Origin of the sequence: Hypnocyclicus thermotrophus (assembly GCF_004365575.1) — a bacterium.
In the GTDB taxonomy this organism is placed as follows: Bacteria; Fusobacteriota; Fusobacteriia; order Fusobacteriales; family Fusobacteriaceae; genus Hypnocyclicus; species Hypnocyclicus thermotrophus.
The window spans coordinates 94,376-113,108 of sequence record NZ_SOBG01000001.1 but is presented as its reverse complement, the minus strand read 5'-3'; the positions used below and the strand labels follow the sequence as shown (position 1 = coordinate 113,108).

General features: G+C 25.5%; 15 protein-coding genes and 3 tRNA genes. 11 read left to right on the top strand and 7 right to left on the bottom strand.

All coding sequences use genetic code 11. The features are described from left to right. Positions 1 to 2: 2 nt before the first annotated feature. The 4 genes from EV215_RS00560 (at position 3) to EV215_RS00545 (ending at position 2,698) form a co-directional block, all read left to right on the top strand. Positions 3 to 77 (top strand) — tRNA-Glu (locus EV215_RS00560). A gap of 2 nt (positions 78 to 79) precedes the next feature. After that, positions 80 to 155: transfer RNA gene (locus EV215_RS00555), tRNA-Val, on the top strand. Positions 156 to 216: 61 nt separating this feature from the next. After that, a tRNA-Thr gene (locus tag EV215_RS00550) sits at positions 217 to 292 on the top strand. 300 nt (positions 293 to 592) lie between these two features. Beyond that, a complete protein-coding gene (locus EV215_RS00545) occupies positions 593 to 2,698 on the top strand; it encodes an HD domain-containing phosphohydrolase (protein WP_134111874.1) in 2,106 nt (701 codons plus the stop codon). A 24-nt stretch (positions 2,699 to 2,722) separates the two neighbouring features. Here the strand turns inward: EV215_RS00545 and EV215_RS00540 are convergent, their stop codons facing one another. After that, entirely contained in the window at positions 2,723 to 3,649 is a 927-nt protein-coding gene (locus tag EV215_RS00540; protein WP_134111873.1) for a ParB/RepB/Spo0J family partition protein, read from the bottom strand. Continuing rightward, positions 3,649 to 4,608 (bottom strand): ParA family protein, encoded by a 960-nt coding sequence (locus tag EV215_RS00535; protein WP_243832371.1) that lies wholly within the window; start codon positions 4,606 to 4,608, stop codon positions 3,649 to 3,651. The genes EV215_RS00540 and EV215_RS00535 overlap by 1 nt, the downstream gene beginning before the upstream one ends. Before the next feature lie 310 nt (positions 4,609 to 4,918). Here EV215_RS00535 and EV215_RS00530 point away from each other — a divergent pair, with 310 nt between their 5' ends. The 4 genes from EV215_RS00530 to gltA all read left to right on the top strand — a co-directional run bounded on the left by EV215_RS00530 (position 4,919) and on the right by gltA (position 9,056). Next, complete coding sequence (locus EV215_RS00530) at positions 4,919 to 5,284, top strand: MerR family transcriptional regulator (protein WP_134111871.1); 366 nt, start codon at positions 4,919 to 4,921, stop codon at positions 5,282 to 5,284. Between the two features lie 70 nt (positions 5,285 to 5,354). Further along, positions 5,355 to 6,521 (top strand): iron-containing alcohol dehydrogenase, encoded by a 1,167-nt coding sequence (locus EV215_RS00525; RefSeq protein ID WP_134111870.1) that lies wholly within the window; start codon positions 5,355 to 5,357, stop codon positions 6,519 to 6,521. A gap of 304 nt (positions 6,522 to 6,825) precedes the next feature. Then, positions 6,826 to 7,656, top strand: a complete 831-nt coding sequence (locus tag EV215_RS10600) for a sulfide/dihydroorotate dehydrogenase-like FAD/NAD-binding protein (protein WP_134111869.1) — start codon at positions 6,826 to 6,828, stop codon at positions 7,654 to 7,656. A 14-nt stretch (positions 7,657 to 7,670) separates the two neighbouring features. Further along, complete coding sequence (gltA, locus tag EV215_RS10595; protein ID WP_134111867.1) at positions 7,671 to 9,056, top strand: NADPH-dependent glutamate synthase; 1,386 nt, start codon at positions 7,671 to 7,673, stop codon at positions 9,054 to 9,056. A 49-nt stretch (positions 9,057 to 9,105) separates the two neighbouring features. Here the strand turns inward: gltA and EV215_RS00510 are convergent, their stop codons facing one another. Next, positions 9,106 to 9,498 carry a secondary thiamine-phosphate synthase enzyme YjbQ gene (locus EV215_RS00510; protein WP_134111865.1) on the bottom strand — a complete coding sequence of 131 codons (393 nt, stop codon included), beginning with the start codon at positions 9,496 to 9,498 and terminating at the stop codon, positions 9,106 to 9,108. A 195-nt stretch (positions 9,499 to 9,693) separates the two neighbouring features. Between EV215_RS00510 and EV215_RS00505 the strand changes: the two genes are divergently transcribed. Both EV215_RS00505 and EV215_RS10710 read left to right on the top strand, forming a co-directional pair. Continuing rightward, positions 9,694 to 10,857, top strand: a complete 1,164-nt coding sequence (locus EV215_RS00505; protein ID WP_134111863.1) for an ABC transporter substrate-binding protein — start codon at positions 9,694 to 9,696, stop codon at positions 10,855 to 10,857. Beyond that, on the top strand, positions 10,809 to 11,234 hold the full coding sequence (locus EV215_RS10710) for a GGDEF domain-containing protein (RefSeq protein ID WP_134112317.1): 426 nt from the start codon (positions 10,809 to 10,811) through the stop codon (positions 11,232 to 11,234). Before EV215_RS00505 ends, EV215_RS10710 begins: the two co-directional genes overlap by 49 nt. Before the next feature lie 31 nt (positions 11,235 to 11,265). Here the strand turns inward: EV215_RS10710 and EV215_RS00495 are convergent, their stop codons facing one another. Continuing rightward, on the bottom strand, positions 11,266 to 11,640 hold the full coding sequence (locus EV215_RS00495) for a DUF2914 domain-containing protein (protein ID WP_166667289.1): 375 nt from the start codon (positions 11,638 to 11,640) through the stop codon (positions 11,266 to 11,268). A gap of 61 nt (positions 11,641 to 11,701) precedes the next feature. Then, positions 11,702 to 13,675, bottom strand: a complete 1,974-nt coding sequence (locus EV215_RS00490; protein ID WP_134111860.1) for a methyl-accepting chemotaxis protein — start codon at positions 13,673 to 13,675, stop codon at positions 11,702 to 11,704. Between the two features lie 187 nt (positions 13,676 to 13,862). On the opposite strand from EV215_RS00490, the gene clpB reads away from it, so the two are divergent. After that, on the top strand, positions 13,863 to 16,436 hold the full coding sequence (gene clpB / locus EV215_RS00485; protein ID WP_134111858.1) for an ATP-dependent chaperone ClpB: 2,574 nt from the start codon (positions 13,863 to 13,865) through the stop codon (positions 16,434 to 16,436). A 35-nt stretch (positions 16,437 to 16,471) separates the two neighbouring features. Here the strand turns inward: clpB and ptsG are convergent, their stop codons facing one another. Then, a complete protein-coding gene (gene ptsG / locus EV215_RS00480; RefSeq protein WP_134111856.1) occupies positions 16,472 to 17,941 on the bottom strand; it encodes a glucose-specific PTS transporter subunit IIBC in 1,470 nt (489 codons plus the stop codon). Positions 17,942 to 17,953: 12 nt separating this feature from the next. Then, entirely contained in the window at positions 17,954 to 18,460 is a 507-nt protein-coding gene (locus EV215_RS00475; protein ID WP_134111854.1) for a PTS sugar transporter subunit IIA, read from the bottom strand. Positions 18,461 to 18,733: the final 273 nt, after the last annotated feature.

Below are 18,733 nucleotides of genomic sequence, written 5' to 3'. Positions count from 1 at the left end.
AAGCTCCGTTCGTCTAGAGGTCAGGATTCCAGGTTTTCATCCTGGCGGCAGGGGTTCGATTCCCCTACGGAGTACCAAAGGTCGCATAGCTCAGTTGGGAGAGCACCTGCCTTACAAGCAGGGGGTCACAGGTTCAAGTCCTGTTGCGACCACCATAAATAAATTTTACGAAGTAAAATTTATGAGCAAACGTAAAAATTTGTATAAATAATATATGCCGCTTTAGCTCATCTGGTAGAGCAACTGACTTGTAATCAGTAGGTGGCTGGTTCGACTCCGGCAAGCGGCACCATAAATAAATTTTACGAAGTAAAATTTATGAGCAAGCGTAAAAATCTGTAAGATTTTTTAAGCAAAAGGTTTTAAATTAAAAATAAAGTAAAATTTATGAGCAAGCGTAAAAATCTGTAAGATTTTTTAAGCAAAAGGTTTTAAATTAAAAGTAAAGTAAAATTTATTTATACTATTTAATTTTATCACTCAGATATGAGTGTTTTTTTTTATTTTTTGTAATATTAATATAAAAATAGTAGGAAATTACTATAATTTTTAGAATAACTATAGTAATTAAAATTTTAAATAAGGTGATGATATGAAAAAGTTATTTGAGTTAATAAATTATATTAATATAAAAATTATATTATTATTATCTGTAACAATAATAATAATTTTAACTTTATTTATTAATCATATAAATGAAGAATTTGAAAAAGAAATAGAAAATAAAATAAAAATTGAATTAGTCCAAAAAGTAGATATGGCTTATAATTTAATAAAACCAATAATAGAAAGGTATAATAATAAAGAAATTTCTAAAAATGATACTATTAAAAAAATTCAAAATATACTTTCAAATATGACTTATAAAGATGAATATTCTTTAAATTATATTTTTATGACTGATTATATAGGAAAATATTTAGTTCAGCCATATGAAAAAAATAAAATTGGGAAAAATATGTGGAATTATAAAGATGTTAAAGGAAATTATGTTATACAAGAGCTTATAAAATTAGCAAAAAGTAAAGAAAAAAAAGGTTTTTATAAATATTATAATAAAGCACCACTTATAGATGAAGAATTGAAAAAATTATCTTATATAAGAGGAATACCTGAAATTCAAGTATATATCGGAACTGGTAAATATTTAGATTATAAAAATAATAAATTAGTATATTTATTAAATTTTCAAAAGAATTTATTAATTGGATTTTTAATTATTATAGTGAGTTTAGTAGTTTTATTTTCTCTTAAATATCAATTATTATATAAAAAATTGTTAATAGAAAAAGAAAATGAAAGATATGAAAAAATAAGATATGAAACATTATTTAATAATTCTCAGGATGCAATAGTAGAAATAGATTATTATGGGACAATTTTAAATATAAATAATGCATTTACTAAAATATTTGGATTTACAAAAGAAGAAGCAGTTGGAAAAAATATAGATAATTTAATAGTTGTAGATAAATCAATATTAGAAGCAAAATATTTAACACAAAAAACAATAAAAATGGGTACTTTAAATACTGAAACTATACGATATACAAAAGATAAAAACCCTATTAATGTTTCAATAAAAACTATAAATATTGTATTTGATAATAAAATTATAGGTGGATATGGGATATATAGTGATATAACTCAAGAAAAAGAGTATGAAAAAAAATTAGAACATTTAAGTAGTTATGATTTATTAACAGGGTTAAATAATTTTAATTATTTTGAAAGAATAATAAATGAGTATAAAATTAGAAAAACATTTAATATAGGAATTTTAAATTTTGATTTAAACAATTTAAAACTTATAAATGATATTTTAGGACATCATTATGGAGATATGATATTAAAAAATTTTGCTAAAATATTGAAAAAAACTATAAATGAAAATAATATTATAGCTAGAGTTGGTGGTGATGAATTTGTAGCGATAATAATAGAACCAAATGAAAACGAAATAAAAGAATTAATAGATAGTTTAAATAAAAATATAGAAAAATATAATCAAACTTTATCAAATGAAATACTGTATTTATCAGTGGCTATTGGATATAGTATAGGAGATAACGATCATATAACGGAATTATTTAAAATAGCAGATGAAAAAATGTATAAAAATAAAATGTTAATAAAATCAAAAGAGAAAAAAGAGTTATTATTTAAAATAAAAAATCTAATAAATAGGAAAGATTTTTCTTATAATAGGCATATAGAAAATTTAAAAAAATATTCTAAAATTTTTGGAGAAAAATTGAAATTAGATAAAAAAACAAAAGAAAGGCTTCTATTACTTGTAGAGGTGTACGATATAGGGAAAATCACTATATCAGATGAATTATTGACTAAAAAAGAAAAATTAACAGATGAAGATTGGAAAACCTTAAAATCTCATTCAGAAAAAGGATACAGAATTGCTTTAAATTATCGAGAGTATGCCAATATTGCAGAATTAATACTAAAACATCATGAAAGATGGGATGGAAAAGGATATCCACTAGGATTAAGTAAGAAAGAAATTCCAATAGAATGTAGAATATTAAATATATTAGAATCTTATGAAGCAATGACTAATAAAAGGCCTTATCAAAAGATAAAAACAAAACAAGAAGCAATAGAAGAATTGATTAAATATAAAGGAACACAATTTGATCCAAAATTAATAGAAGAATTTTTAGAAATAGTAAATGAAATATAAAAAAGCTACCAAGAAATGGTAGCTTTATAAATTTTCTATTTTTTCGTTAAATTCTTTTAATAATTGTTTAATTTCAGGAGTAATTTTTTTGTTTATTTTTATAACAGCTTGTGTATTTTTATTATTGATTTTAATATCAATTGTTTTTTTCTCTTTTTTTGCTACTTTTTTATAATAATCATTTAGTTCCCTTTCTGTCATTATTTGACATCTGCTTATTATATCTCTTATATCTTCATTATATTTATTAATTTTAAGAATTTTATTAATAGTTTCCGCTTTATTGACTCCTATTTCATCTACAATTTCTTGAAGTTCTTTTGGATAATCCATAATTTTTGTTATTCTAAAAAATTTTCTTCTATTAAGGTTATGTTCTGACATAAGTTGTTCTATTGGTATTTTTTTTATTTTACTGTCTTTACGTAATTTATAGCTAAGTTCTAGCATAGTAAGATCTTTTCGTTTTGTATTTTCATCAATACTTATTTTATTAAGTACATCAACGGGAGTATCTTTTGAAAAAATAATAACTCTATTAATCTCACGAATAGTTTCACCAGCTTCTATTAAGCTTTTTATAGCCAATAATCTACGAAGTCCACTTACAATTATAAACTTTTTATTATTTTTTAAATTATCTTTTTCAATTAAATATACACTATTTATTAAACCGATTTCTTTTATACTTTCAATTAAATCATTTAATTCATCATTTTTCAATTCATCAACACTATTATAAATTCTATTAATAAATTCTTTATTATCAAAATCAATTAAATTAATTAAATTACTAGTAATATTAGAAATATTACCAAATTTTTGTATAATTTTATTTTTTTCTATTTCAGATTGTTTTGTATTTTCAGAAATTAAACTATCTGAAATATTTATTTGTTCTTTTCTTTTTGATAAAGGGTTTTGAAAAGTTGAAAATTTATCTTTTTTCATTATCCTTCCTCTCTTTCAAGTATTTCGTCTACTAATTTTTTAAAATCTTTTGCAACAGTACTAGTTGGAGAATATTCTGTAATTGATTGGTTTAAAGCACTTGCTTCAGCTATTTTAATACTGTCTCTGATAGTTGTTTTTAGGACTTTATCCCCAAAATACTCTTTTATTTCATTTGTTAATACCTCATGAAGGTTAGTTCGCACTTTTAATTGATTTAAAAATACACCACTTATTTCTACTTCGGAATTAAAGAATTTTTTTACATCTTCTATAGTATCTAATAAATCATTTATGCCTTCAAGTGCAAATTTTTCAGCTTTTATGGGTACATATACACGATTACTAGCAACTAAAGCATTATCAGTGATTACACCAAGATTTGGTGGACAATCTATAAGACAATAATCATACATATATGATACATCTTTTAATATTTCTTTTAACAAGTATTCACGGCCACGAACATTTCCAAAGAAATAATCAGCTCTAGCTAAATGTATATTACTAGGAATAATATCAAGATTTTTTTGTACATTAATAATAACATCTTCAGTAGGTAATGTATAATCTTTTTGAGCGGTATCTTTTAATAAATCATAAATAGTAAATTTTAGTTCTCTTTTGTCTATACCAAAACTTGTTGTTAAATTACCTTGTTGGTCCATATCAACAAGTAATACTTTTTTACCTTTTTTAGATAGAAGATATCCAATATTTCTTACAGAAGTTGTTTTACCAATACCACCTTTTTGGTTTAAAATGGAAATTATTAGCATATTTTTCTCTCCTTTAATTAGATTTTTTATTAGGATTTGTTTTGCTCGTGCATCATATTTTTTATTTAAAATTTCTAATTCTTTTTCATTTACAGATATCCTCCATTGTTTATCTCTTTTTAATGATTTTTTTATTTTCTTTCTACCAGCGCCTTCTCTTTTTCCTCCACGTTTATTCATAAGTTCCTCCAAATAAATACCTAAGTTAAGTATAGTACAGTTAAATTGAAAAATCAAGCTTAAAAAATCAAATTAAAAAAATAATTAATAAAAAAAATAAAAATAAAATTTTTTTAATAATTTGTGATATAATAAAATTTGCATAAAACTAATGAATTTATCTATAAATTAAAATTATTAGTTTTTATAGAAGTGTTAATAAAAAAATTTCATTATATAAATGAATATAATTGTAAGTTTTTATATGTTTTTTATTTTTAAAAATATGTAGAAACAAAGTAAATTAATAAAAAATAATGAAAGGAGAATTATGAATTATACAATAGGAGAGGTAGCAGAAAAAGTAAATTTAACAACATTTACACTTAGATATTATGAAAAAGAAAAAATTTTATTACCAATAAATAGAGATGAAAGTGGGAAAAGAGTTTTTAAAAAAAAAGATATTGAGTGGATAAATTTAATAAAATGCTTTAAAGAAACTGGGATGTCAATGGAAGACATAAAAAAACTTGTAGAACTTATTTTAGAAGGAGATAAAACTATTCCTAAAAGATTAGAGATATTGAAAAATCATAAAGAAAAAGTATTAAAAAAAATGGAAGATTTAGAAAAAAATTTAAATAAAATAGATATGAAAATAAAATGGTATAATGATCAAATAAAAAAAACTTGACTTAGAGTTAACTTTAAGGAGTATACTTCTATTAGAGATAAAAAAGAAAGAAAAAAATAGGAGGTATGAAATGTTTAATTTTGATTTTCAAAATCCAACAAAAATAGTATTTGGAAAAGACAGAATAAAAGAATTAAATAAATTAATTAAAGATAATGCAAGAGTTCTTATTACTTATGGTGGAGGAAGCGTTAAGAGATTTGGAACTTTTGATAAAGTATATAATGCTATTAATAATGGAAAAAGAGTTATTTTTGAATTTGGAGGAATAGAGCCAAATCCTAAATATGATACTTTAATGAAAGCAGTAGATATAGTAAAAAAAGAAAACATTGATTTTTTATTAGCTGTAGGAGGCGGAAGTGTAATGGATGGAACTAAATTTATTAATTTAGCTGCTAATTACAAAGGAGAGACTCCAGAAAATTTATTATATGGAAAATTTAACGAAAATGATTTTAGTAAAATAATACCAATTGGAACAGTAGTTACATTGCCTGCAACAGGTTCTGAAATGAATAGTGGAGCAGTTGTTAGTCATAAAAATGGTAAATTTCCAGTTATGAGTAAACATTCATTTCCTAAATTTTCAATTTTAGAACCAGAGCTTACATATACACTCCCTAAAACACAAGTGGCAAATGGAATAGCAGATACATTTATACATACAGTAGAACAATATGTAACATATCCTGTAGATGCAAAAATACAAGATAGAATGGCAGAAGGAATATTAAAAACTCTAATTGAAATAGCAGATGATTGTTTAACTAAAGAAAATGACTATAATAGCAGAGCTAACTTTATGTGGAGCGCTACTATGGCTTTAAATGGTCTTATAGGACTTGGAGTGCCACAAGATTGGGCGACACACGCTATGGGGCATGAACTTACATATTTATTTGGGATAGATCATGGAAAAACTTTATCTATACTTCAGCCAGCTATATGGGAAGTAAGAAAAGATAAAAAAAGAGATAAACTTATCCAATATGCTGAGAGAGTATGGGAAATAGATATAGAAAATGATGATGAAAAAATTGATATTGCAATAAATAAAACAAGAGAATTTTTTGAAAAATTAGGAATAAAAACGCATCTTTCTGATTATGGTATAAAAGAAGAACAGATAGAAGATATAATAAAAAGTTTGGAAGCACATCATATAAATAATATATCAGAAACACATGATTTAACTATTGATATAATGAGAGAAATTCTTAAAAAAGCCTATTAATTAAATAAAAACTAAATAAAGAGTTATATGAAAGATTTATAGGAAATATATAAAGAAGTAGATTAAATCGTGATAAAATAAATTATTAATTAAAGGAGAAAACTTTATTTTAAAGTATCTCCTTTTTTAATATTGACTTAAGTATTAAAATTTTGTATAATTATTTAATACTTTTGTATTTATTTTTTAGGATATTTTTTATAAAAAAATAAATCTATTTATTATACTTTGAAATAATATAGTAAATAGATATAATTATATATAGTAAAAATTTTGTAGAGTTTTAGTATAAAGGAGTAGAAATATGTATAAAATATTAGAAAAAAAAATAGTAAATAATGATGTTGAAAAAATAGTGGTAGAAGCGCCACATATAGCTAGAAATTGTAAAGCAGGACAATTTATAATTATTATGGTAGAAGAAGATGGGGAGAGAGTTCCTTTAACAATAGCTGATTATGATAGAGAAAAGAAAACAATAACATTAATTTATCAAAAAGTAGGTTATTCAACAAAACTGTTAGGTACTAAAAAAGTAGGAGATACTATATTTGCATTAGCAGGACCTCTTGGAAAACCTGTAAAACATGTAGAAAATGCAAAAAGAATACTTGGAATAGCAGGTGGAGTTGGTGCAGCACCTATTTATCCACAATTAAAAGAATATTATAAAATGGGGATAAAAGTTGATTTAATTTTAGGAGCTAGAAATGAAAAATATTTATTGCTTGAAGATGAATTTAGTAAGTTTATAGATAATATGTATATAACAACAGATGATGGAAGTAAAGGAAGAAAAGGTTTTGTAACACAGCAACTTATAGAACTTATAGAAAGTGGAAATAAGTATGATGAAGTTATTGCAATTGGCCCACTCATTATGATGAAGTTTATAGTTGATATAACAAAAAAATATAATATAAAAACATCAGTATCTCTTAATCCAATAATGATAGATGGGACAGGAATGTGTGGAGGATGTAGACTTACATATGATGGTAAAACAAAATTTGCGTGTGTAGATGGACCGGATTTTGATGGATTTTTAGTAGATTTTGATGAATTATTATCTAGACAAAATATGTATAAAGATATAGAAGAGAAGCATAAATGTAGATTAGATGAGACACTTTAACTTGGAGGAAAAATATGTATAATATGAATTTAAATAAAGTTAAAATGAATGAACAAGATCCAGATGTAAGAAATAAAAATTTTGAAGAAGTAGCCCTTGGATATACATTAGAACAGGCAATAGAAGAAGCTAAAAGATGTATACAATGTAAAAATCCAAAATGTGTAATAAATTGTCCAGTAAATATAAATATTCCCAGATTTATAAAAGAAGTAGCAGAAGGGAATATAGAAAAAGCTTATGAGATAATTTTAGAGCAAAATTCATTACCAGCAATATGTGGTAGAGTATGCCCACAGGAAAATCAATGTGAAGGAGCCTGTGTAAGGGGTATTAAAGGTGAACCAGTAGGTATTGGAAGACTTGAAAGATTTGTAGCTGATTATATGCGAGAAAAAAATTTAGTAAAAATAGAAGAAGTAAAAAATCAAAAAAATAAAAAGGTAGCAGTAATTGGAAGTGGTCCAGCAGGACTTAGCTGTGCTTATGACCTTGCTAAATATGGATATGATGTAACAATATTTGAAGCTCTTCATAAAGAAGGTGGAGTACTTAGTTATGGAATACCAGAATTTAGACTTCCTAAAGACATTGTAAAATATGAAATAGAAAACATAAAAAAACTCGGAGTAAAAATAGAAAAAAATGTAATAGTAGGCAAATCATATACTATAGACGACTTAAAAGAAGATGGATATGAAGCTATATTTATAGGAAGTGGGGCAGGACTTCCAAAATTTATGAGAATAAAAGGTGAAAATTTAAATGGAGTATATTCTGCAAATGAATTTTTAACTAGAGTAAATTTAATGAAAGCATATAAAGAAGATTCTCATACACCTGTATATAAAGGAGAAAGAGTAGCAGTAATAGGCGGAGGAAATGTGGCAATGGATGCTGCACGTACAGCACTTAGATTAGGAAGTAAAAAAGTATATATAATATATAGAAGAAGTGAAAAAGAATTACCTGCGAGATTGGAAGAAGTTCATCACGCAAAAGAAGAAGGAATAGAGTTTAAACTACTAACTAATCCTATAGAAATAGTAGGTGAAAATAATTGGGTAAAAGGTATAAAATGTATAAAAATGGAATTAGGAGAACCAGATGCATCTGGAAGAAGAAGGCCAATTGAAATAAAAAATAGTGAGCATATAATAGAGGTAGATAGTGTTATAATGGCTATTGGGCAGACACCAAATCCATTAATAAAAGAAACAACAACTGGATTAGATACACATTCTTGGGGGGGAATTGTAGTAAACGAAGATACGCTTGAAACTACGAGAGAAAATGTATATGCTGGAGGAGATGCAGTAATAGGAGCTGCTACTGTAATACTTGCAATGGGTGCTGGGAAAAAAGCTGCAAAAGCAATAGATGAAAAATTATCAAAATAAAAAGTGTCATCACTGACACTTAAAGCTGTCAAAATTTTGACAGCTTTTTTTATTCTTTTATAAATTTTGCAACAACTTTTCTTTTTCTAGGACCGTCAAATTCACAAAAATATATCCCTTGCCAAGTACCTAAAATCGGATTACCATTTTCAATTAATATATTTACAGAATTACCAATAAGACTAGTTTTTAAATGAGCATCAGAATTTCCTTCATAATGATAAAATTTTATATTAGGGACTAAAGAGTTTAAAGCATTTATTAAATCTATTTTTACATCATTGTCAGCATTTTCATTTATTGTAATAGCAGCCGTTGTATGCATAACATGTAGATATAATATGCCGTTTTGTAAATTATTTTCTTTGATTAACTTATATACTTTTGATGATATATCTATCATCTCATTTCGTTTTGATGTATGAATTATTATTTCAAACATAGTTTTCCTCCTTTTTATTTAAATTATAAGAAAAATTTTTATATTTATCAATTATTTTTTAATAATAGTATTTTTTGAGAAAATGTAGTAAAATTATTATTAAGGATTGGGAGGGAATACAATGAAATATTTTATAACCATTTTTATATTTTTTGTAATTATTATTAATGGATTTGCAAATGAAAAAAAGTATTGGTGATATACTCGTATCATCAAGGCCTCGAATGGACAGATTCTATATCAGAAGGAATTAAAGAAAAATTAAGCGATTATCCTAATATAAAAATATATTATGAATATTTAGATACAAAAAGAAATTTTACAAAAGAATATTATAATAAACTTATAGACTTGTATAAAGAAAAAGTGTATACAATTAATTTTGATTTGATTATAGCTGTAGATAATGCAGCATTTGAATTTGCACTTGATTATGGAGATACACTTTTTAAAAATATTCCTATAGTTTTTTGTGGAGTAAATAATTTTGAAGATTATGATATAAGTAAAGCATCAATTATAGCAGGAGTAAAAGAGCAGATAAATGTTAGTGACACATTTGAAGCACTTATAAAAATGTTTCCTAGAAGAAATAAAGTATATATTATACTGGATAATACATTAACTGGGCAAAAAATATATAAGGAAATTTCACCAGAAATAGAAATATATAAAAAATATTTAGATATTCATCTTATTAGAGATTTTGTTATAGAAGATTTAGTAGAGAATATATCAAAATTAGATACTAATAGTAGTGTAATTTTTTTACTTACCTTAAATAGAGATAGGTCCGGGAGGTTTCTAAGTTATAAAGAAGCATTAACAAAAATTAATACTGTAGCAACAGTACCGATATTTGGAGCATGGGATTTTTATTTAAATAAAGGAATTATTGGTGGGAGTTTAGTTTCTGGGAAAAATCAAGGTAAAAAAGCTGCTCAAATCGCTTTAAGGTATCTTGTGTATAATGAATTTCCAGATAGATTAATATTAGATACAAGTACAAAATATTATTTTGATTATAATAAATTAAAAGAATTTAAAGTGAAATATATTCCTAAAAATAGTATTATAATTAATAAACCATCTAAATTTAATATTAATATTAGATATGTTATTTATATTGTTTTCATTTCAACTATTATTGTAGGATATTTAGAAATAAGAATAAAACAAAAAGAAAAAGCAAAAAAAATATTAAAATTAGAGGTAGAAAAAAGAACAAAAGAGTTAGAACATTTAAATGCAAAACTTATAAAGATGGCTACAATTGATGAACTTACAAATATTTTTAATAGAAGAAAGATATTGGGAGAACTTCAGAGGCTTATAAACAAAAGAAAAAATTTTGTATAGCAATTATAGATATAGATGACTTTAAAGAGATTAACGATACATATGGTCATTCAATAGGTGATTTTGTATTAAGGAAAATAGGAGAGATACTCGGGCAATATACAAATAATTTTATAATACCAGGAAGAATAGGTGGAGAAGAATTTTTAGTTATTTTTCCAGATAAAACTCTACAAGAATCTAAATATATATTAGAAGAAATTAGAAAAAAAATAAAAAAAATAAATTACGGATCTTATAAAAATGTTACATTTAGTGCTGGAATTATAGATGTAGAAGATTATAAAAAGGATAAAATATTATCTAAAATAGATACATTATTATATTTGGCCAAAAATAAAGGAAAAGATAAAATAATAGATGAAAAATTTATATAAAAACCCCTTGAATCTTCAAGGGGTTTTTATGCTATTTAACTACAAATTCTTTTTTTGATAAGAGATTATTATCTTTATCAACAACTTCAACTTCCCAAACACCTTCTAGCCATAAATTTTTTGAAGACCAAGTTCTCCATCTATTACCAGCTACTTTTAATTTAACTTTTGCCATTTTATTTTTAATACCATTTTCTTGAATATAGTACCAAACGTGATATATATACTGTTCTTCATTAGCATTAGTAATTTCTGTAAAATAATAAGCTTTATCATATAGATTAAACTCAGATATTTCGTTTATAGGCTCTCTATTTTCTATAGATGTAGTTAAAATATCTCTATTAACTTCAAGTCCAAAAGCAAAATTTGATAGTATAAAAAATACAAGTAAAATTTTTTTCACCTTACCATCTCCTTTCATTAAGATATTTTATTATACAATAAATATTATAATAAATTCAAATTTATTTAAAAAACTCCAAATCAGTTTTTAATTGTTCTACAATTTTATTTAATTTATAAAGTAACTCTACTTTATCCTCTAAAAGTAATTTTATTTTTTCAGATATTTGACTTGTTTCAGTAGCCAATGATTCTATATTTGTTGAATTATCTACGATGCTACTAATAGCAGTAGTAATTTCGGTTGAAGCAGTAGATTGTTCATCAGTAGAAAAAGCTATATTTCCTATATCATCATTATTTTTATTAGTTAAATCAATTATATCAGAAATATTCTCATTAGTTTCATTCATTAAGCTAAGTCCTTCAGTAACTTTTGTTTTTACTAATTCGCCACCATTTTTTACATTATCTACTTCTCTTTGTACATTTTCTATTAATTTTTCTATTTTTTCAGTTTCTTTATTAGTTTGTTCAGCAAGTTTTCTTATTTCGTCAGCGACAACAGCAAATCCTCTTCCAGCTTCTCCAGCTCTTGCTGCTTCAATAGCTGCATTTAAAGCAAGTAAATTAGTTTGTTCAGCAACATTATTTATCGCTATAACTATTTCTCCTATATCAGAGGAGATAGCTTTTAATTTATCTATTTGAGAATTAGTATTTTCAACACTATTATTTATTTCTTGCATAGTATTTGATAAAGTATCAATTTTATTATAACTAGATTTTGTAATATTAAGAGTTTTTTCAAAAGCATTAACACTGGATCTTACTTTGTCACTCATAGCTTTACTTGTGGCGGATATTTCTTCAATAGCTGCAAGACTTTCTTCAGAGGATGCTGTTTGATTGCGTACATTATCAAGCACTTTATTAATATGCTCATTTAATTGTTTAATTCCTTGTAATTCTTCAACACCATTAATTACAGCAATTATTAATTCTGTAATATCTCGTGTATCATTTTCTACTTGTTGAGATAATTTTTTAACTTCATTTATAATACGGGATAATTTTTTCATAAATTGATTAAATTCGTTTGATAACATTTCAAGTTCATCATTAGTCTTTAAATTTAAAGATACATTTAGATTACCATTTGCACCTTCTTTAAATATATTTATAAACTTATATATATTTTGAGTAATAGTCTTGTTAAATACAAAATAAATAATAATAGAAAATATCAAAAATATAATTGTAAGTAAAATTATAAAGAGTTTTATAGAATTAAATCTAGCTTCAAATTCTTTATATGATGTACCACCAGCAATTATCCATCTAGCAGAAGGAATTTTTTCATAAATTAAAAATTTTTTGTCATTATTAAATGTGTAATCAACTTCCCCTTGAGGGTTAGAAGTAAACAATTCATCTACTTGACTACCTAAAAAATCATTAATTTTTTTATTAACAATATTTTTATTTGGATGTGATAGTGTAAGGCCATTTTCATGTAATAAAAAAGCATATCCACTTTCACCTATTTTAGTTTTTAATACTTGTGATTGAATAGCAGAAAGATTCATATCAAAACCAAGTACACCAATTTTTTTACCATCTTTTATTACTTGTTTTGCAATTGTAACTACTAAATCACTAGTACCCGCATCTGGATAAGGGTCTGTAATAACAATTTCATTACGTTTAGCAATACCATACCAAGGTCTTTTTGTAGGGTCATAATCAGCAGGAAGTTCTAAGTTTGGTTCACTTAAAAATTTTGAATCTTCAAAACCTATATAAGCAGATAGATAGACATTATTAAATTTTTTATTAATTATATTAAATTGAGTTTTAAAACCGTCCCAACCTCTATTTAAGTAAGCATTAATTAATATATCACTGTGTAAATCAACGTTGTTAAAAAAGTCGTTTATATTACTTTTTAAAGTAATAATTTTTTCTTTAGCCTCATGTTTTGAAATATCGATACTATTTTTTACACCTAATTGATAAGTAAAAGAACCTAAAATTAGGATAGGTAATACTGACATAACAAGCAATAAAAAAGTCATTTTGTTTTTTAATTTCATTTTAATACCCCCTTTTTTTAATAAAAATCTTAAATATTAAAACCATTACTTAATATATATATACAAAAAAAAATAAAATTTCTTTTTTTTTTCTTGACATAAATAAAAAAAAGTGATATATTTAAAATGAAATTATTAGCACTCATCAATATAGAGTGCTAATAAAAAAAGAAGGGAGGTTTTTGAGATGAATGAAGAAAAATATACTCAGAAAAGTATAGAAGCGTTATCAAGTGCACATAATTTTGCGATTAAATATAAACATCCATTAATAAAAGAAGAACATTTAATATATGCATTACTTACGCAAATAGATGGACTTATTCCAAAACTTTTACAAAAAATGAATAAGGATGTTATAGGGATTACAAATAAACTTGAGGCAAAATTAAATAGTATGCCAAGAGTAGAAGGACAAAATCCAAATTCTATTAGACTTGACGGACATTTAAATCAAATTTTAATAACAGCAGAAGATATAGCAAAAAAATATGAAGACTCTTATATAAGTGTAGAGCATCTTTTTATAGCATTACTTAAAAACAATAATCAATTTTTGAAAAATGAAAATATTAATATAAAAGAATTTGAAAAAGTATTAAAAGAAATAAGAGGAAATCAAAAAGTTAATACTCAAAATCCAGAGGGAACATACGATGTACTTAATAAATATGGAATAGATCTATGTAGTGCAGTAAAAGAAGGTAAGATAGATCCAATTATAGGTAGAGATACAGAAATAAGAAGAGCAGTACAAATATTATCTAGACGTACTAAAAATAATCCTATATTAATAGGAGATCCTGGAGTAGGTAAAACAGCTATAGTAGAAGGACTTGCATCTAGAATAGTAAAAGGTGACGTACCTGAAAATTTAAAAAATAAAACAATTTTTTCTCTTGATATGGGGTCATTAATTGCAGGAGCTAAATATAGAGGAGAGTTTGAAGAACGATTAAAAGCAGTATTAAAAGAGCTAGAATCAAGTAATGGAAACATAATATTATTTATAGATGAAATACATACTATAGTTGGTGCAGGAAAGACAGATGGTGCAATGGATGCAGGAAATATACTAAAACCAATGTTAGCTAGAGGAGAAATACAAGTAATAGGTGCTACTACTATAGATGAGTATAGAAAATACATTGAAAAAGATGCAGCTCTTGAAAGAAGATTTCAACCAATTATGGTAAACGAACCTACTGTAGAAGATACAATTTCTATATTACGTGGGCTTAAAGAAAAGTATGAAATATATCATGGAATAAGAATAACAGATAATGCTATTGTATCAGCAGCAGTACTTAGTAATAGGTATATAAGCGATAGAAAACTTCCAGATAAAGCAATAGACCTTATTGATGAAGCAGCAGCTAAAATAAAAACAGAGATGAATTCTATGCCAGAAGAACTCGATGAACTTACTCGTAGAGGAATGCAATTAGAAATAGAAAAAGAAGCTTTAAAAAAAGAAAAAGATAAAGCTTCAAAAGAAAGATTGGATATACTTGAAAAAGAATTAGCTGAAATTAATGAAAAGAAAAATAATCTTAAAACAAAATGGGAATTAGAAAAAGATGAGATAAATAAAGTACAAAAATTAAAAGAAGAGATAGAAAAAGTTAATTTACAAATACAAGAAGCAGAAAGAAATTATGATCTTAATAAAATAGCAGAGTTAAAATATGGGAAATTGCATGAATTAGAAGAAAAATTAAAAGAAGAGGAGAAAAAATCAGAAAATAACGAAGAAGGAAGAATGTTAAAACAAGAGCTTACTTCAACAGAAATAACAGATGTAATATCAAATTGGACAGGAATTCCAGTATCAAAACTTATGGAAAGTGAAAAAGAAAAAATATTACTTCTAGAATCTCATTTAAAAGAGAGAGTAATAGGACAAGATAAAGCAGTAAAATCAATAGCAGATACTATAATGAGAGCAAGAGCTGGATTGAAAGATCCTAAAAAACCGATTGGTTCATTTATTTTTCTTGGAAGTACTGGAGTAGGTAAAACATATTTAGCAAAAACTCTTGCCTATAATTTATTTGATAATGAAGAAAATATGATACGTATAGATATGAGTGAATATATGGATAAATTTAGTGTTACTAGACTTATAGGTGCACCACCAGGATATGTAGGATATGAAGAAGGAGGTCAACTTACAGAGGCTGTACGTAGAAAACCATATTCAGTAATATTATTTGATGAAATTGAAAAAGCTCATCCAGATGTATTTAATGTACTTTTACAAATTTTAGATGATGGTAGACTTACAGATGGCAAAGGGAAATTAGTAGACTTTAAAAATACTATAATAATAATGACTTCAAATATAGGTAGTGAATATATTTTAAATGATCCAATGGTAAATAATGAAACAGAAAATCTTGTAATGAATGAGATGAAATCAAGATTTAAACCGGAATTTTTAAATAGGGTAGATGAAATAATAGTATTTAGAGCTTTATCTAAAGAACATATAAAAGGAATTATTAGTTTAATACTAAAAGAGATAAATAAAAAACTAAAAGAAAGATATTTAACAGTAGAATTAAGTGAATCAGCTATTGATCTTGTTATTGAAAATGCATATGACCCACATTATGGAGCAAGACCTTTACGTAGATATTTACAGCAAATCCTAGAAACAAATATAGCCAAAATGATATTAGAAGGTAAAGTAGTAGAGAATAATAAAATATATGTAGATACTCAAAATAATGAACTTGTATATAATATAAAAAGCTAGGATATTTCCTAGCTTTTTATATTATTTTTAATTAATTATCTTATCATTTTATTTATATCATTTGATATAAATTGAGCTTTAGAACCAAATATAGCTTGAACTCCATTAGCACCAACTTTTAAAACACCTGCAGCACCAAGTTTTTTAAGTTCTCCATCATTTACTTTTGATGTATCAGCAACTTCTACTCTAAGTCTAGTAATACAAGCATCAACTGATTTTAAATTTTCTTTTCCACCAAGTGCATCAATAACTAGTACAGCTAATTCATGTCCACCTAAACTTACTTCTTCTGATTCTACTTCATCCTCTTCTCTACCAGGAGTTTTTAAATCCCATTTTCTAATAGCAAATCTAAATAAGAAGTAATAAACAACAAATAATACAGCACCAACAATTATTACCCACCACCATGGCGTTCTATTAGGCATTACTCCAAACATAATGAAATCTATTACTCCACCAGAGAATGTCATACCTATTCTTACTCCAAGCATATTCATAAGCATAAATGATGTACCAGCAATTAATACATGTATTCCGTATAATACAGGAGCAACGAATAAGAAAGCAAATTCAATTGGTTCAGTAATACCAGTTAAGAAAGAAGTAAGTGCTGCAGAGAACAAAATACCACCAGCAATTTTTCTTTTTTCTGGTTTTGCCTCATGATACATAGCAAGAGCTGCTCCAGGTAATCCAAACATCATAAATGGAAATTTACCAGTCATAAATTTACCAGCACCTTGATAAGTAGCTGATGAGAAGTTATGGACATTATCTTTTAACATTTCAAACCATATTCTGTTATCTCCTTTTACTAACTCGCCAGCTTTATTAATATATTCTCCAAAGTCAAACCAGAATGGAGAATAGAATATATGATGTAATCCAAATGGTATCAATGATCTTTCAATTACTCCAAATATAAATGTAGAAATATTAGTATTTGTTTCATTTGCTAAATATGATAATTGATATAACCCAGCTTGAATTGGTTTCCAAATTATAGGCATAGCAAGTCCTATTAAAAATGCAGCAACAGCAGTTACGATAGGTACAAATCTTTTTCCTGCAAAGAATCCTAAGAATGGAGGAAGTTCGATTTTATAATATTTATTATAAAGCATAGCAGCTATAACCCCAGCGATAATACCACCAAATACTCCAGTTTGAAGTGTAGGAATTCCAAGAACACTAGCAAAAGCTCTATCATGAGCTGCAAGTCCAGCTTCAGCACCACTTACTATTCCCATTGTAGTATTCATAACAAGTATAGCAACAATAGCTGCAAGTGCTGCAACTCCTTCTCCGTTAGCAAGTCCAATAGCAGTACCAACTGCAAATAATAATGGTAAATTAGCAAAAATTACTCCACCAGCTTGTTCCATTAATGGAAGTTGTAGTTTATTACCAAATGCTAAAAATAATCCTGCTGCAGGTAATATTGCTACAGGTGTCATAAGTGCTTTACCAATCTTTTGTAATTGTGTAAATGCTTTCATTTTTCACTCTCCTTATAATTTTTTAAGATAAACTTTCATTAACAAATCTCCAGATTTTACGCTACCAGTAGAAGTTTCAATTTTTTTTACCATATCCATAGATGTAATTATAACAGGAGTTTTGTGTGATTTTGCATTAGATTTTATATAATCTAAATCAAATTTTACTAATTCTTTTCCTTTAGTTATAGAATCTCCTTCATTTACTAGTCTTGTAAAACCTTTTCCTTCTAATTGTACAGTATCAATACCAAAATGTACTATTAATTCAAGTTCATTAGCTAATTCAAATGAAGTTGCATGATTAGTTTCAAAAATACTAAAATCTACTGCATCACAAGGTGCTACAATAGTTCCAGATGTTTTTGGTATTAAACCAACACCATCACCAATAATTTTTGATGAAAAAGCTTCATCTGGAATTTCACTTAGTGGAATTATATCACCATCAAATGGTGCATAAATTTCTACATAGTTTTTCTCTTCTTTTTTACCAAAGATTTTTTTAAAAAAACTCATATTCCCATCCTTTCATATATTTTAATATTTGTTTTGTTTTAGAACAATTTTAATTGATAACTTACTATTGATATTAAATCATTACCAAGTAATATTAATATACAAGCTTTTTTTTAATTTGTCAAGGTTTTTATGAAAATTTATTTTTTATTTGAGCCTTTTTTTGTATGTTGTTTTTTTAAAAACATTATATAAATATTAATTTTAAAGGATAAGTTTGTTAAAATGTTTTATTTTTATAACATTGTTTATTTTGATTTTATTTGAGCTTTT